We start from the raw sequence: 15,082 nt of genomic DNA on the forward strand, positions 1-15,082 counted from the left end.
AATAAACCGTCTGAAAAGCTTTTTTGCAAGCAAAACTTACCCTGAGCTTACCCGAAGGATAGGGCTTAAACCGGCGTAAATGCCAAAAACAAACAAAAACGAACAATACCCGCCCCAAACGCGGGAGCATTGTTCGTTTTAAGGTTTACAGCGTACAGCTTACTGTGCCCTGTGTTTTTCCTGTTAAGGCTTGGGCGTATTGGCATCGCTGGTTTTCTTGGTATCGCCTTTAATAGCTTCGCCAGTTTTCTCAACGGCGCCGCCTACTACTTCGCCGGTTTTTTTAGCGGCGCCTTTGACGGCACTTCCGGTCTTTTCAGCGGCGACTTCAACAGCCTCGCCGGTCTTCTCGGCGGCCTTATCTATCTTTTCGCCTGCCGACTCCATCGGCCCTTTGTCGTCATCGCAGCCGGCCAGTGCCAGCACGGCCAATACTGCCCCAATCAGCAATACTTGTTTTAGAATCTTTTTCATCTTCGCGTCCTTTCCGATTTGCGTTTCTAACGTCTATTCTCTGAAATTTTAAATTTTAAATCTTCAATTCTTCCCTCTCCGCCTTCGGCGGTCTTTCTGTTTCCGGATTTTTTCAATTTTTTTAGCCTGCGGGCTTTCTTTGCCAAGTAATTTATTTTCGAGCAGTTCACAAAGTTGTTTTCTCGCGTAATAACGGTTTAGTCCCTGACTTCGGCTCTTTTGCACCTTGACAGCCAGGCCGCTGGGAATATGTTTTAAATGAACGCAGGTGGAAGTTTTATTTACTTTCTGGCCGCCTTTGCCGCCGCTGCGAACGAACGTTTCCTCTAAATCCTTTTCGAACAGCTTACAGCTTGCCATTCGCTGCGCAAGCTCCTGCCTTTTTCTTTCTGTAATTCCAAAATTAATCATATATCTTGCCTTTGGCGCCGGCTATCTCATCGGGGTTTGCGCAGCAATGATAAATTTAAACAAGAAACTAACCTTTAAGTTCGCCCCAATTAACCTGCTTCCTGTCGAGTTCGAGAATTTCGGAACTGTTTATGAGCCATCTCTTGTCCGGCGTTTTTTCAAAACTGAATCTTGCCTTTACAATCAGAAATGACTTGCCCATCCTCGCAATTTCGCTTTCCTCGGAAAATTTAATCAATGCCTCCATTGTAAAAGTCGCGTGATTATCTTCTACAACTGTTCCCCGGCTCAGAAACGTTAGTTTTTCAATCATTGCCGTTTGAATCATCGCCTGGCAGTATGCGATTATCGTATCTTTTGAGGAATGGGCAGTATCGGCGTAATCATCGGCGATTATTTCTTTAATCGGCTCTATTTTTTGTTCTTCGAAAGCCTTTATGCCGATGTTTATTGCGTTGAGAATTTTTTCTTTATCGGTTTGAACAAAATACGAAACTGCGAAAGCCAAAGCGACAATCCCCAGAGGTATCAGCGGATGCCATCGCCGTCTTTTATCGGGTTTCAGTATCCACAGCAGCCACAGTCCGAACATCACCACACCGGCCGCTGCGATTCCGACAAACGGATATTCGAAAACATTCCACATAAAATTAATTCCTTAGCGCTCTTATTTGTGCCGGTATTCTGCCTTTTCGTTTAATAAAATCCGGCGAAGCGATTTTCGGCACCTTCATAATCGGCGCCGAGCCCAGTAATCCGCCGAAATGTACTATCTGTCCCGCCTTTTTCCCCGGCACGGGTATAACCCTCACGCTGGTGGTTTTATTATTGGCAACTCCGATTGCAAGCTCGTCAGCGATTATCGCGCTCAACACCTCCGCCGGCGTATTCCCCGGAACCGCGAACATATCCAGGCCGACCGAACAGACGCTTGTCAGCGCTTCGAGCTTTTCAAGATTGAGCGCACCTGTCCGCACGGCGCGAATCATTCCGGCGTCTTCACTAACCGGAATAAATGTACCCGACAGGCCCCCGACATTCCCAGACGCCATCGCGCCGCCTTTTTTCACAGCATCCATAAGCATCGCAAGAGCCGCAGTCGAGCCGGGCCTGCCTATCCTCGAAACACCCATCGCTTCTATTATTTCCGCTACCGAATCGCCTCGCTTGGGCGTAGAGGCAAGCGAAATATCGACTATCCCAAACTCAACCTTCATCAGATCCGCTATTTCCCTGCCGATAAGCTCGCCGGCCCGTGTTATCTTGAAAACCGTCCTCTTTATAACCTCCGAAAGCATCGTTAAATCACATTTCGGATTGTTCTCGACAACCTCCCTTACAACGCCGGGGCCCGATATTCCAATATTGAGCGAGTAATCGCCTTCGCCAACTCCATGATGAGCACCGGCCATAAAAGGATTGTCCTCCGGCACATTGGCAAAGACGGCAATCTTGGCACAGCCGATTCCGTTTTTGCTTTTTGCAGCAAGGGCCTTGAGAATATGGCCGAACTTTTCAATCGCCGTCATATTCATTCCTGCCGAACTCGACGCGAGATTTAAAAAGCCGCACAACCTTTCAGTCTGCGACAATGCCTGCGGCAACGAATCAATCAGCAGCTCATCGGATTTCGTCATTGATTTTTGAACAAGCGCCCCGAACCCGCCGATAAAATCAATATCGGCTGCCTTTGCCGCCCTGTCCAAAGTTTTAGCCACAGATACAGCGGTCGAAATCTTCCGCGGCAGCGATTCGATAAGCAGCGAAACAGGCGTTACACTTATTCGCCTGTTCGTTATGGGTATGCCGTATTTAGCCTCAAGCACATCGGCGCATTCGTTCAGGCGTTTGCCCATCTCTGAAATCCGCTTATAAATTCTTTTATTGAACGCGGCCAGGTTCCTGTCGGCGCAGTCTTTCAGATTGACCCCGAGCGTAACGGTTCTGATATCGAAATTCTGCTCGATAGTCATCTTTACCGTTTCAAAGACCTCTTCTACTGATATTCGCATAATCCGTTCCTTTACGTTAATAAAACTAAACCCAAGCACTAATGTACCCAAAATCGCCAGTCCGGCAACAATAATTTGGGCGTGGATTTGTTTGCCATCGAAATTGACGATATGGCCGCCGAAGCGGGGAGCATTAGAAAGTGATTCCTACAGTTTCCTTGCAAAAACCAAGCGATGGGATAAAAGGCGGGTAAGTCTTGACCCCGCACCTAATCGCGTTCAAATAATTAAAATAGGTGCGGGATTGACCTGTTCTATCTATTCTGTTATCGTATGTGGCGGTTTTATATGGAGTAAAAGTAAATTGCAAGCATTTAGACGTATGTTCAAATATATCTGGCCGCAATGGCCCAGAATCATTGTGGTCGTATGCGGCGCGCTAATCGTTTCGCTGCTGCTGTCGTTGAGCTTTATGACGCTTATCCCGCTTCTGAAAGTTATGATAGGGGAAGAGGGACTGCACGGCTGGGTGGACAGGAAAACCTGCAATTGGCGGTACAGCGTAGATTTTTACGTGCCGGATGTCGCGGATTTAACGGGGAAAAACGGCCAGGAAGTTACGCACAGTCTTATTATAACCAAAGTTACAAAGAATGGTTTGGCCGGGGCGGCAGGATTAAAACTGAACGACAGAATTATCGGCGCGGGCGACCTTTTAGTTGGGCCGGAGGCAGAGGAATTTATCGCTGCTGAATTGATGCAGGAAATGGCTAACGCGCCGAAAGGCCGATTGACAATTCAATTGCAGACGGTCGGCAACGATAATGTTTCCGAGATTAAACAGATTCAGATTGATTCGACGGCAGATGAGGCGTTTATGGAGTCTGCAAAATGGGGACCTGTCGAGCGAATCAAGTGGAACGCGGGAAAATCATTTTTTGCACAAGCACATAAGTTGATGCGTTTACTTCCGAGAGAAAAGACAAATGAAGGGAAAACCAAAGCAGTCACTTTTATTATGATAGTGATGCTTGTGATTACGATGATTCGCTGTATAGCAAAGTTTTATCAGGATTATCTGGCACAGAAGGTAGTACAGGTGGCGATAAACGATTTACGGCTGGACGCTTTCGAGCATGTGATGAAGATGCCGATACGATATTTCATCAATGAACAGCCGAGCGATACCGTCAGCAGGCTTATAAGGGACAGCGGAGCCATGGGCAACGGCATTAAGGTTCTGCTGGGCAAGGCGCTTCGCGAACCACTCAATGCCTCCTTTTTCCTTGGGGCCGCGATGTTTTTGAACTGGCAGCTTACGCTTGTGTTTTTAGGCGGTGCGCCGGCCACGCTTTGGCTGACGGCATTACTGGGCAGGAAAATGAAGCATGCGACAAGAAAAACGCTTCTGTCGTGGGCGCAAATGCTCTCTAAGCTGCAGGAAACAGTGGCCGGGCTGAAGATTGTGAAAGTTTATAATCAGCAGGATTATGAGAAGGGCATTTTTAGTGCGATAAACAAAAAATTGCTGAAACAGATGCTGAAAGGTTCGCGTGTTGACGCGGCGACAATGCCCATACTGGAAGTGATTGGAATGGCGGCAGGTGCAGCGGCGATAATCTTCGGCACACACTGGATAAACAGAGGTCAGCTCGACGCTACTGAGTTTTTTACGATATTGATTTTGCTTGGCTCGGCGGCAGAGGCTGTGAGGAAAACGAGCGATATATGGAACAAGATTCAGGAGGCGAACGCCGCGGCTGAAAGAGTGTTTTCTCTTATGGATGAACCGCTCGAGATTGAAAAACAGGATGCAGCAAAGCTGGCGACGCTGAAGGAAAAAATCGAATTAAGGAATGTCGTATTTACCTATCCCGGCAGTGAGTCGGCCGTACTGAACGGCGTTAACCTGACGGTAATGGCCGGCCATACCGTCGCAATTGTGGGTCCAAACGGTTCGGGCAAGACAACTTTGGCAAACCTGATTCCGAGGTTCTATGATGTTGACAGCGGTTCTGTTCTGTTTGACGGGCAGGATATACGCGATGTTACGCTGAAAAGTCTCAGGGACCAGATTGGGATGGTAACGCAGAATGTGATAACATTTAACGGTACCGTCGCGACTAATATCGCTTACGGCAAACCGCAGGCTTCGAAAGACGAAATAATCAAAGCCGCAAAAGGCGCTTTCGCGGATGAATTTATAGTTAATTTGCCGAATGGGTATGAGACGTTAATCGGCGAACAGGGCTGCGGTCTCAGCGGCGGGCAATTACAGAGAATTATTATAGCCAGGGCGATTCTGAAGAATCCTGCTGTTCTGATTTTCGACGAGGCCACAAGTCAGGTCGATGCCGACAGCGAAGCCAAGATTCACAGGGCCATAGAGAAGATTATGAAGGACAGGACTTGTTTTATCATTGCTCACAGGTTCAGCACCATTCTCAGTGCGGATGTAATTGTCGTAATGGACAAGGGGCAGATTGTCGCTCAGGGTTCACACGAAGAACTTGTCAAAAACTGTACTTTGTACAGGAGTTTGTACGAAACGCAATTGATTGTAACCTGATTTGGGCGGAGACCGCCGATGGCGCCGAATATCAGTATCTGCATTCCAACCTATAACAGAGAGCATTTGCTTAAGGAAACCCTCGACAGTGTTTTTGCACAGACATATAAGGATTTCGAGGTTGTGATAGTCGATGACGGTTCGACCGACGGCACGAAGGAAATGCTTCGAAAGGGCGGTTATAATGTACGGTATCACTGGCAGAAAAATGCCGGCGATGCTGCGGCGAGAAATAAACTAATTGAACTTGCAGAGGGCAGGTATATATCATTTCTTGATTCGGACGACCTGTTGTTTCCCGATGCGCTCGAGCAAATGACGGCAGCAATACCGAAAGGAGTTGAAGATATTGTTGTTTATGGTCCTTATGCCGCTATTGATGAAAAGGGGGATATACTTCACAGGAGAAAGAAAAAACTTTACAGCGGCAGGATAACGGAAAGGCTGTTTGAGAATATACTGATACATTCCTGCGGTTCGCTTTTCCCGAAAAAAATTCTGGTCGAGGCCGGCGGGTTCAATACGTCTTTGCATGTTTGTTCCGATTATGATTTATGGCTGAAACTTTCTTTGAAATACGATTTTATCCCGGTTAATAAGCCGGTTTTTAAAAGACGCAGGCACAGCGGCAATCTATCCAAGGCATCTTTCACTAATCGCAATACCGAATATAAAGTACTTGAGAATTTTTATTACAACGGTGGCGGCATAAATGCGGTTCCTCGCAGACTGGCGATGAGACGATTGAGCAAGGAACAGTACAGAGCCGCCAGGAGCGCTATCAGGGAATCAATACAGCAAACTGCCTGTGATTTATTAAAAAGTTCACTGAAAAGGCATTTTAATTTAAAGACTTTATTCTGGCTGCTTGTGGCGGAGATGCGGCAATTGACGAATCCGCAATCGGCCGGAATTCTTATCCTAAGTCATAACCCGTCTCGTGCCAGTTTTCGCCAGCGTATCAGCGACTATCTGCCGTATTTACACGATGCGGGGATACAAACGAAAGTTTGTCGGCTTCCCGAGAATAAAATATCCCGCTGGATGCTGTTTTACTCGGCCCGAAAGTTTGACGCCGTTCTGCTTCACAAGAAATGCCTGAACCTGTTCGACGCGAAGATTCTGCGTTATTACAGCAAGATGATAATTTACGATTTTGACGATGCAATAATGTATAGTCCTGTAAGACCTGAGAATAATCGAACGAGCCATTTTCGGTTATTCAGGCGAACGGCAAAAATGGCGGATGTGATGATTGCGGGCAATGAATATCTGGCGGAACATGCCCTGCGATACTGTTCGAATGTTTACATACTGCCGACAGGACTCGATACGGAAGCGTTCAGGCAAGCGGACAACAGGACGGTGCATAATAAAATTCGCCTGGTCTGGATAGGCAGTAAAATTACGCTGATGTATCTTTCAGAACTTCGGGAAGTTCTTGAACAGGTTGGAAAAACAGATGCACAAATAGTTCTTCGTATTATCGCAGACGATTTTTTCGATATGGATTATATGCCTGTTGAAAAGCGTAAATGGTCGCTGGATTCGCAATATTCCGATTTATTGGAATGCGATATAGGCCTTGCGCCGCTGCCGGACAACCGGTTTACGCGGGGTAAGTGCGCCTTCAAAATTCTGCAGTATTTCGCTGCCGGCCTGCCAGTGGTCGCTTCGCCGGTAAGCGTTAACGGTGATTTTATTTATCAGAGCGGGGCTGGCGTTATTGCGTCGACGCCTGAAGAATGGAAAGAGAAAATCCTGAAAATGGTTCAGGATGCCGCGTTGCGCGACAGGTTAGGCCAAAACGCCGGACAATTTGTTCAACAATATGACAGGAAGGTTCTCGCCGGGAAGTTTTGTGAAATAATAAAGAAAAGTATTCAAAAGACATAACTAATCATTTTTTCGCATATACGCTCATCCTGCTTGTTTTTCCGCATCTGGCGAGCAAAAATACAAAAGGCTTAACAAATATTTTACGAACCGGGCGCGATTTCAAAATATGATGCGGCAATTTGTTGTCAAGATATTGCGCCGAGGCGACAAGGTCCTTTGCGGAACTCTGATGGACGATTTTTTCAACGGTAAAACCTGTTTTATTCAGCATTGCTTTGATGGTAGCCGGCGAAAAATGGTTCAGATGCTGGGGCACATGAAGCGTATAAGCATATTTGCCATAAATTCTTGCCTCGAACCCAGATATATCCGGCACAGAAATGATCAACTGACCGCCTTTTTTCAGGAATTTATATACCCGGTTCAAACACTGTGCCGGTTCGTGTATATGCTCAAGGGCCATACTCATGTGGACAACGTCAAAAAAATCATCCGGGCATTGGTATTCGTCGAAGAACCCGTTGAAAATATTATTCAGGCCGAGAGTTTCCCTGGCATAATCGACGGCTTTTTTATTAATTTCTATCCCGTGCACTTCCCAGCCGTAGTGAGCCATTTTGGCGGCGAACGAACCCCATGAACAGCCGATGTCGAGAAGCCTTCCGCCGGGAACGAACCGCGGGATATGATCGACGGCAAGTCTGTGCCGGAAAAGTTTTTCAAACAGAAAGGCCCGAGATTTGCCGAAGGGCGATTCGAATTGGTAGCCGTAATAATTTGCCAAAACTGTTCTTGCGATTTTTTCCTCGATGGAATTATCTTTATTTTTCGAATCCGGCTGATAATAACCTGCCGAGTCGGGATAAAAGAAACCTATCGTATCTTTTGTCGGGCGGGGATTGGTAAAAACCATTTGGCAGTCGCGGCATTTTACAAGGGTGAAGAAATTATCAGTTCCGCCATAGAGTTCTTTGGCGTTCGTTATATACGGGGCATAATTATTTTTGCCGCATAAAGGACAGTTTACTGTTTCAAGATTATAACTCATTTTTTTACCAGACAAATCGCTGCAATTTTACGCCCTAAATAACACATCCGCCCCTTTAGTCATTTTTTCAAGATCGATACGATGGCTGCCGAAAATATCATAGCATTTGTATCCATACCGCCCCATAAATTCTGAAAGTTCCCTGAGACTTTTTCCCATAAGCTTAAAAGCAGCAGGAGTAATCTCGGCAACAATAGGAGGGAGATTGCCTTTCGATTTATCGAAAAATCCGGAAGTCCCTAACAGTACCGGCAACTCAAAGCCTTCCGTATCAATTTTAATCAGGGAAATATTTGATATTTTGCATTTTTCAAGGTAGCTATCCAGCCTGCCGATTGTAACCGGGAAAGTCTCTTCGACGTGTTCCTGAGGCACAAACCCTGGAATTATCGAACTGCCCCCAAGACCGTGTTTGTGCTTAGTAATAGAGATTTGCCCGTTACTTTCTCCCAAAGCCATATTATTGACCACGAAATTGAATTCCGGATTTAAGCGGGCCAATGTTAATAAACGTTCATAATAAGCCGGAATAGGCTCAAAACTGTGAACTGTGCCTTCCTTTCCGACCAGACTCATACCGAACGCGGTTAAATAACCAACGTTTGCCCCTATATCAAGAAAAACGCCTCCGGGCTTTAGGTATTTCTTCAATGCCTCTCTGACATAAAACTCGTAGATTCCATAATACATTTTTTTGATATTTGAACCTAATGAGAAGTCAAAGATAAATTTAATATCATTGACATAACCTTCATATACAGGAACCCTGCGCGGCATCGAACCGTATTTATATCTGCATTTATGCCACTTTATTTTGTAATACAGAAGCGGATGTTTAAACCATAAACCGCGTATTTTCATATTTCTGCTCCTTCAGTGTTCATATTCGTCCACGGGGCGTCGTAGCTGCCTTTTACAATCGAATCGATAATATATCGGGCTATCTTTTCACAATTAAATTCGTCGTGCGCACGCTGCATACCGGCCGCTGCGATTTTTTGCCGTTCCTGGTCGTGCTTTAAGTACCAGTCGGCCAGTTCGAAAAATTCGTCGTTTGTTTCGAAGTAACGGAGATGAGTGCCATCCTGGAAAAGCAAGTCGGAATCCGGAACCTTTTTGGCTAAGACAAATGTGCCGCAGGATAAATAGGTATAAAAACGGTCTGAATGACACATTCTGACATTATTATCAGCGTTAACGCTCAGGCCGATACGAGCTCCATTAATCGCATACAGATAATCCATACCGCCTATTTTAGGAAATCCGAAAGCACCATATATTCTGGCGTTTGCTGTTTTTGAAAGTCTTGTGAGCAGTTCACTGCGAGTGTTTTCTACCGGGTACTTCGAACTTTTATCTCTGGTTTGTCCGGTAAATAAAATGTCGCATTTCCATTCTTCAGAAATATTGTATCTATGCTCCAAATCCGGGTCGCAGGGATAAGGCATAAAAACACATTTAATTCCCGAATCTTTATAAGCCTGCCGTCCACTTCCATCATTGGTTGTTATAACTAAATCCGTTTCTTTGGCGGCTTCAATCCGGTTTTTATGCAAATGAGGCCACAAGTCGCCGTCAAAAGCGCATATAAACGCATTCTTATTGGCCAGTCTTAATTTCTGAATAGTCTGCCTGTCCAGGAAATTTGCGAAAGTAATCATAATTATATCTGGTTGGTATTTTTTACTCTGCCGGACTAATAAATCATCCACCTTATCTTTGCAGATTTTTCTTGTAAGAAGATATGATGTCAGCGGCGCACAGTGGGAAAATGCCGTATTGTAATCAAAGGCCTGAACATCACAGCCTGAACGAATAAATCCTTTACCTAATTTTCTTTGGATGTCTTTAATTAATTTAGCTGTGTATTGCTTTGAATCACCGACAATAAGAATTCTATAACCCATAAAATCTTTTTAAAATATTAAAATATATTTCTATCTATTGGCGTACATCTTTTGATAATACTGTTGATAATTGCCGCTGGTTACACGGCTGAGCCATTTTTTATTTTGGAGGTACCAGTCAATCGTATTTTTTATACCCTGCTCGAATTTTGTTGCCGCGTGCCAGCCGAGCTGAGCGTTTGTTTTCGCAGAGTCTATAGCATATCGCCGGTCGTGGCCGGGACGGTCTTTGACAAACGTTATCAGCGACTGAGGTTTATCAACCAGCTTGAGTATCGTATTTACCACTTCGAGGTTTGTTTTTTCATTGCTCGAACCGATGTTATAAACTTCGCCGCTCTTTCCGTCCGTTAAAACTTTCCATACGGCCCTGCAATGGTCCTCGACGTGTATCCAGTCGCGAACATTCAAACCATCGCCGTAAACGGGCAAAGGTTTATCGTTCAGAGCGTTGTTTATCATCAGCGGAATCATTTTTTCAGGGAATTGATACGGGCCGTAATTATTCGAGCATCTGGTTATGCTGTAATTGAGTCCCCATGTATGCCCAAAGGCTTTTACGAGCAAATCTGCCGCGGCTTTACTTGCCGAGTACGGTGAATTTGGAGACAGAGGAGTTTCTTCCGTGAATTTGCCGGTCGGGCCAAGCTCGCCGTAAACCTCGTCGGTTGAAATCTGTATGAAACGCTTGATTTTTTTGTCGCAGGCGGCCTGGAGCAGGGTAAGCGTGCCGGTTACGTTGGTTTCGATAAAAATTTTGGGTTCCGTTATCGAACGGTCGACGTGACTTTCGGCGGCAAAGTTTACAATCGTATCGATTTTGTTTTTATCGATTATATCCTCAACTGTTTTGCCGTCGCATATATCGGCTTTGACGAAAAGATGGTTGGGATGCTTAAGAAAGCCTTCAAGATTTTCAAGATTTCCGGCATAAGTGAGTTTGTCGAGATTGACGATGAAACAATCCGGCTGTTCGGCAAGCAGTAATCTTACGAAATTGCTTCCTATAAAGCCTGCCCCGCCTGTAACGAGAATTCTTTTCATCATATTGTTTTCAAAAACCTTTCAAGAGATTTTTGCCACAATTCAATCGGTTTGTCAAGTAAAGACTGTATTTTGTCGCAGTGGAATCTGCTGTTGGCGGGTCTCGCTGCGGCGGTTTTAAATTCGCTCGTTTTGCACGGAACGACTTCAGTATCGAGGTTAAGTTTTTCGAAAACAAATTTTGCCATCTCGCAGCGGCTGGTAAAACCGGTGGCGGCATAGTGGAAAATACCCTGCGGTTTTTTCGCGATAAACTCGTGAATGACTTTGGCGGCTTCACAAGTCCATGTCGGCGAGCCGAACTGGTCGTCAACAACTTTTAAACTGTCTCTTTGTTTGGAAAGAGAAACCAGTTTGCTTATGAAGTTATTGCCGTTTTTGCCGTAGGTCCACTGGACACGAATAATAGCAAAATTGTTATGATTTTTCGCTAAAAGCGTTTCGCCTTCGAGCTTGCTTTTGCCGTAAGCGTTTATTGGGTTAGGCATATCGGTTTCGATGTAAGGCGTTTCTTTTTTGCCGTTGAAAACAAAATCGGTGCTTATGTGAATAACATAGATATTTTTTTTATTGGCGATTTGAGCGAGATTGCCAACCGCCTCGGCGTTTACCTTAAAAGCGAGGTCATATTGACTTTCAGTTTTTTCGACATCTGTAAACGCGGCGCAGTTAATAACAATATTCGCATTTTCGACGGCCCCGGCGAGCTGCTTTTTATCGGTGATATCAAAATTCGGCAGGTCGAGAGCGGTTATATTATCTCCGGCGCATAAATTACAAATCTCTGAACCGAGCATACCCTTTGCGCCGAGCAGTACAATTTTTTCAGCCATCCTGACGTGTCCAGTCGTAAGGGATGTCGTTGTCGTGAGGCGGTATTCTGAATTCGTCGGGCTGAGTGTAATTGTAAACTTCAGTCGGCGTGTTTACTATGTATGCCTCATCCTGACTTACACACATCCATCCGTGGCATACGCCTGGCGGAATCTTCAAAACTGCCGGACAATGCTCGCCCATATAAATCTGGTTGACGCTGCCTTTGGTTTTCGAATCGTCCCTCGCATCGTAAAGAGCGACCTTTATCGTGCCTTTTACCACATAAAAGTAATCGGTTTGTTTTTTATGCCAGTGCCAGGCCTTTACGACGCCGGGATATGTCGAGGTAAAATAAACCTGTCCGAATTTTTCAAACAGTTCGTCATCGGCCCGCATAATTTCGCCGAGTCTGCCGCGTTCGTCCAGAAGAACCTTTGCGGCTTTTACCTTAACGCCTTCAATCAAACCGGCCGAGCCTGTAATGATAATCGAACCTTCGGAAAAAACTCTTTTCAATGTCGCTGTTTTTTTTGTCATTCTGGAGGCTCCTTAATAACCAGTTTGTTTGCAGTGTTAAGCGATTCAAATGTTCCGGCATCTGTCCACCAGCCGGCCAGAATATCATATTCGAGCTGATTGCGGCCGATATAAACGTTATTGACGTCGGTGATTTCAAACTCTCCGCGGCCGGAGGGCTTTAACGTTTTGATTATGTTGAAAACATCGCTGTCGTAAAAATATATTCCGGTTACAGCGTGATTTGTTTTCGGATTTTTCGGTTTCTCGATAATTTTGGTTACTTTTCCGTCTGAAATTTCAGCGACTCCGAAACGCTGCGGATTTTCGACTTTTTTGAGCAGGACTCTTGCTCCTTTTTTCTGGGCGGTAAATTTTTTCAGGTAAGGCTTTAATGGTGCCTTGAAGATGTTATCGCCGAGGATTATGACAAGGCCGCTGGTGCCTGCGAAGTTTTCCGCCAGAGAAAGTGCCTGAGCGATACCGCCGGCCTGGTCCTGAACTTTATAGGTGAATCGACAGCCGAAATCTTTGCCTGAACCGAGCAGATTTACCACGTCGCCCATGTGGTCAACACCTGTTACAATAAGAATTTCCTTTATTCCGGCTGAGACGAGTTTTTCGACAGGGTAGTAAATCATCGGTTTTTTACCGACAGCCAATAGATGTTTATTTGTAACCTTAGTCAGGGGCATCAGGCGGGAACCTGTTCCGCCGGCCAGAACGACACCTTTTATGTCCACAAAATTCTCCCTTTAAGTAACTGAATTACAGGATTTTACAATCATAACGGCGATAAGTCAATTAAAGGCTGATGCAGATGAAAAGGATTATAATCATTTTTTTGGCAGGGCGTGTTTAAAATCGGCGTTATCAGTATTGAAAACAGCTAATTTAGTGCAGGGAAAATGCTTGCTTTGCCGATAGAGGTTTAGTATAGTGTTGCCCAAGTCCCTGTCGAACGGGGTAGCAATAGGAATGTGGGGCCGGTAGAATCACGGCATAACCGGCTCAAACCTCCGACAGGACCCAACCGGCTCGTACTAACGGCCACCGTGAAAACAGAAAAGTTGAAAATTTGAAATTTTATATTTAAGTGCTATTTTGTCTTTTTGTTTCATATTTTCAATGATTGGGTTTAACTATTTAATTTCAAAAGACTTATACCCGGTGGTGTAATTGGTAACACAGAGGCTTTTGGTGCCCCCATTCTAGGTTCGAGTCCTAGCCGGGTAGTTAAAATAGTTAAAAGTGAATATTTGATATTAAAAGTGGATAGGTTATGTCTGAAAAAGTTGCGATAATATTGGCCGCCGGCGTAAGCAGCCGGATGAACACCAAGCTGCCTAAGGTTCTGCACGAGGTCTGCGGAAGACCAATGCTGGCCTATGTAGTCGATGCCTGCAGACAGGCTGGTATTCAGCAATTATATGTTATAGTCGGTTACGGCAAAGAACAGGTAATCGAGTATTTCAGCGACGACAAGAATATTACCTGGATCGAACAGGCAGAACAAAAAGGCACTGGCCACGCGGTGATGTGCTGCAAAAAACATCTGGCTGATTTTGCCGGTGATACGCTTATTCTCTGCGGAGACGGTCCTTTAATCAGGACAGAAACGCTCAAGACGCTGATAGAAAAACACGAACGTGAAATGTCGTCGGCCACGCTGGCTACGGCAATTCTTGACGACCCGAGCGGCTATGGCAGAATTGTCCGCGACAGTTACGGAAATATCCAGGGCATCGTCGAGGACGGCGATTGTAGTCCTGTTCAGAAAACAATCAGGGAAGTTAATCCGAGCTACTACTGCTTTAAGAATAAAACGCTTTTCGAGGCTCTGGAAAAGATAACACCTGACAATGTAAAGAAAGAATACTACCTGACCGACGCACTGCATTTGATTATAAAGGCCGGCCATAAAGTCGTCGCTGTAACGGCGGTTGCTGCGGAAGACGCGATGGGCGTTAACAATCGTCAGCAGCTCAGCGAGGCAGGCAAGATTATGCAGCGAAGGGTTCAGGAAGGCTTTATGAAATCCGGCGTAACGATAGTCGACCCGCCTAATACGTGGATTGACGCCCGCGCACAAATAGGACAGGATTCGGTAATTGAGCCTTTTACATATATTCGCGGACGGGTAAAGATTGGCAGCAACTGCAGAGTAGGGCCTTTTGCTCATCTTCGCGACGGAACCGTGCTCGAGAACGATGTTGTTCTCGGCGTTTTTACCGAAGTGAAAAAATCGACGCTTGCCGACGGAGTCAGGGCCAGACATCACAGTTATATAGGCGACTCGAAAATCGGTAAAAATGTTACTATAGGCGCAGGTGCGATAACGGCGAACTTCGACGGCGAAAAAACAAATCCAAGTCAGGTTGGCGACGGAGCTTTTATCGGGGCCGGCTCGATACTCATCGCCCCGGTTACTGTTCCGGCTGGTACGCATATTTCGCCCGGCTCGGTAGTAAACGGCAGGGACGCCGCAGGAAAGAAAGAATAAAGG

The 15,082-nt window shown here is 45.6% G+C and carries 14 protein-coding genes and 1 tRNA gene; 4 read left to right on the top strand and 11 right to left on the bottom strand.

Translation table 11 applies throughout. The features are described 5' to 3' along the window. Nucleotides 1-183: 183 nt before the first annotated feature. The 4 genes from WC496_00440 to WC496_00455 all read right to left on the bottom strand — a co-directional run bounded on the left by WC496_00440 (nt 184) and on the right by WC496_00455 (nt 2,897). Complete coding sequence (locus WC496_00440) at nt 184-474, bottom strand: hypothetical protein (GenBank protein ID MFA5291480.1); 291 nt, start codon at nt 472-474, stop codon at nt 184-186. A gap of 63 nt (nt 475-537) precedes the next feature. Continuing rightward, a complete protein-coding gene (locus WC496_00445) occupies nt 538-885 on the bottom strand; it encodes a peptide chain release factor-like protein (GenBank protein MFA5291481.1) in 348 nt (115 codons plus the stop codon). 67 nt (nt 886-952) lie between these two features. After that, nucleotides 953-1,531 (bottom strand): hypothetical protein, encoded by a 579-nt coding sequence (locus WC496_00450; GenBank protein ID MFA5291482.1) that lies wholly within the window; start codon nt 1,529-1,531, stop codon nt 953-955. A gap of 4 nt (nt 1,532-1,535) precedes the next feature. After that, on the bottom strand, nt 1,536-2,897 hold the full coding sequence (locus WC496_00455; protein MFA5291483.1) for a PFL family protein: 1,362 nt from the start codon (nt 2,895-2,897) through the stop codon (nt 1,536-1,538). A gap of 322 nt (nt 2,898-3,219) precedes the next feature. Between WC496_00455 and WC496_00460 the strand changes: the two genes are divergently transcribed. Next, entirely contained in the window at nt 3,220-5,406 is a 2,187-nt protein-coding gene (locus tag WC496_00460) for an ABC transporter ATP-binding protein (protein MFA5291484.1), read from the top strand. An 18-nt stretch (nt 5,407-5,424) separates the two neighbouring features. Beyond that, a complete protein-coding gene (locus tag WC496_00465) occupies nt 5,425-7,302 on the top strand; it encodes a glycosyltransferase (protein MFA5291485.1) in 1,878 nt (625 codons plus the stop codon). A gap of 4 nt (nt 7,303-7,306) precedes the next feature. On the opposite strand, the gene WC496_00470 is transcribed toward WC496_00465, so the two are convergent. From WC496_00470 to WC496_00500, 7 genes are read right to left on the bottom strand one after another with little or no spacing between them, the layout of a single operon-like run. Further along, a complete protein-coding gene (locus WC496_00470; GenBank protein ID MFA5291486.1) occupies nt 7,307-8,293 on the bottom strand; it encodes a class I SAM-dependent methyltransferase in 987 nt (328 codons plus the stop codon). A 27-nt stretch (nt 8,294-8,320) separates the two neighbouring features. Continuing rightward, nucleotides 8,321-9,154 (bottom strand): FkbM family methyltransferase, encoded by an 834-nt coding sequence (locus WC496_00475; GenBank protein MFA5291487.1) that lies wholly within the window; start codon nt 9,152-9,154, stop codon nt 8,321-8,323. Then, nucleotides 9,151-10,200 carry a glycosyltransferase gene (locus tag WC496_00480; GenBank protein MFA5291488.1) on the bottom strand — a complete coding sequence of 350 codons (1,050 nt, stop codon included), beginning with the start codon at nt 10,198-10,200 and terminating at the stop codon, nt 9,151-9,153. Before WC496_00480 ends, WC496_00475 begins: the two co-directional genes overlap by 4 nt. Before the next feature lie 30 nt (nt 10,201-10,230). Continuing rightward, nucleotides 10,231-11,244: a dTDP-glucose 4,6-dehydratase gene (gene rfbB, locus WC496_00485; GenBank protein ID MFA5291489.1), complete on the bottom strand. Its 1,014-nt coding sequence runs from the start codon at nt 11,242-11,244 to the stop codon at nt 10,231-10,233. Continuing rightward, on the bottom strand, nt 11,244-12,077 hold the full coding sequence (gene rfbD, locus WC496_00490; protein MFA5291490.1) for a dTDP-4-dehydrorhamnose reductase: 834 nt from the start codon (nt 12,075-12,077) through the stop codon (nt 11,244-11,246). The genes rfbB and rfbD overlap by 1 nt, the downstream gene beginning before the upstream one ends. Further along, nucleotides 12,070-12,597, bottom strand: coding sequence for a dTDP-4-dehydrorhamnose 3,5-epimerase family protein (locus WC496_00495; protein ID MFA5291491.1), 528 nt, complete (start codon nt 12,595-12,597; stop codon nt 12,070-12,072). Before WC496_00495 ends, rfbD begins: the two co-directional genes overlap by 8 nt. Then, a complete protein-coding gene (locus tag WC496_00500) occupies nt 12,594-13,313 on the bottom strand; it encodes a sugar phosphate nucleotidyltransferase (protein ID MFA5291492.1) in 720 nt (239 codons plus the stop codon). The genes WC496_00495 and WC496_00500 overlap by 4 nt, the downstream gene beginning before the upstream one ends. Nucleotides 13,314-13,740: 427 nt before the next feature. Between WC496_00500 and WC496_00505 the strand changes: the two genes are divergently transcribed. Continuing rightward, nucleotides 13,741-13,812 (top strand) — tRNA-Gln (locus WC496_00505). Nucleotides 13,813-13,858: 46 nt separating this feature from the next. Then, complete coding sequence (locus WC496_00510) at nt 13,859-15,079, top strand: NTP transferase domain-containing protein (GenBank protein MFA5291493.1); 1,221 nt, start codon at nt 13,859-13,861, stop codon at nt 15,077-15,079. The last annotated feature ends 3 nt before the right edge of the window (nt 15,080-15,082 follow it).

Source organism: Phycisphaerae bacterium (assembly GCA_041652575.1).
Lineage (GTDB): Bacteria > Planctomycetota > Phycisphaerae > Sedimentisphaerales > UBA12454 > UBA12454.

What these genes read in the sequence shown, in the direction of transcription:
- WC496_00460 (MFA5291484.1), top strand. Translation starts at nt 3,220, where the DNA reads ATGTTCAAATATATCTGGCCGCAATGGCCCAGAATCATTGTGGTCGTA.
- WC496_00455 (MFA5291483.1), bottom strand. Translation starts at nt 2,897, where the DNA reads ATGCGAATATCAGTAGAAGAGGTCTTTGAAACGGTAAAGATGACTATC.
- WC496_00480 (MFA5291488.1), bottom strand. Translation starts at nt 10,200, where the DNA reads ATGGGTTATAGAATTCTTATTGTCGGTGATTCAAAGCAATACACAGCT.
- WC496_00475 (MFA5291487.1), bottom strand. Translation starts at nt 9,154, where the DNA reads ATGAAAATACGCGGTTTATGGTTTAAACATCCGCTTCTGTATTACAAA.
- rfbB (MFA5291489.1), bottom strand. Translation starts at nt 11,244, where the DNA reads ATGAAAAGAATTCTCGTTACAGGCGGGGCAGGCTTTATAGGAAGCAAT.
- WC496_00445 (MFA5291481.1), bottom strand. Translation starts at nt 885, where the DNA reads ATGATTAATTTTGGAATTACAGAAAGAAAAAGGCAGGAGCTTGCGCAG.
- WC496_00450 (MFA5291482.1), bottom strand. Translation starts at nt 1,531, where the DNA reads ATGTGGAATGTTTTCGAATATCCGTTTGTCGGAATCGCAGCGGCCGGT.
- WC496_00440 (MFA5291480.1), bottom strand. Translation starts at nt 474, where the DNA reads ATGAAAAAGATTCTAAAACAAGTATTGCTGATTGGGGCAGTATTGGCC.
- WC496_00465 (MFA5291485.1), top strand. Translation starts at nt 5,425, where the DNA reads ATGGCGCCGAATATCAGTATCTGCATTCCAACCTATAACAGAGAGCAT.
- WC496_00470 (MFA5291486.1), bottom strand. Translation starts at nt 8,293, where the DNA reads ATGAGTTATAATCTTGAAACAGTAAACTGTCCTTTATGCGGCAAAAAT.
- WC496_00510 (MFA5291493.1), top strand. Translation starts at nt 13,859, where the DNA reads ATGTCTGAAAAAGTTGCGATAATATTGGCCGCCGGCGTAAGCAGCCGG.
- rfbD (MFA5291490.1), bottom strand. Translation starts at nt 12,077, where the DNA reads ATGGCTGAAAAAATTGTACTGCTCGGCGCAAAGGGTATGCTCGGTTCA.
- WC496_00495 (MFA5291491.1), bottom strand. Translation starts at nt 12,597, where the DNA reads ATGACAAAAAAAACAGCGACATTGAAAAGAGTTTTTTCCGAAGGTTCG.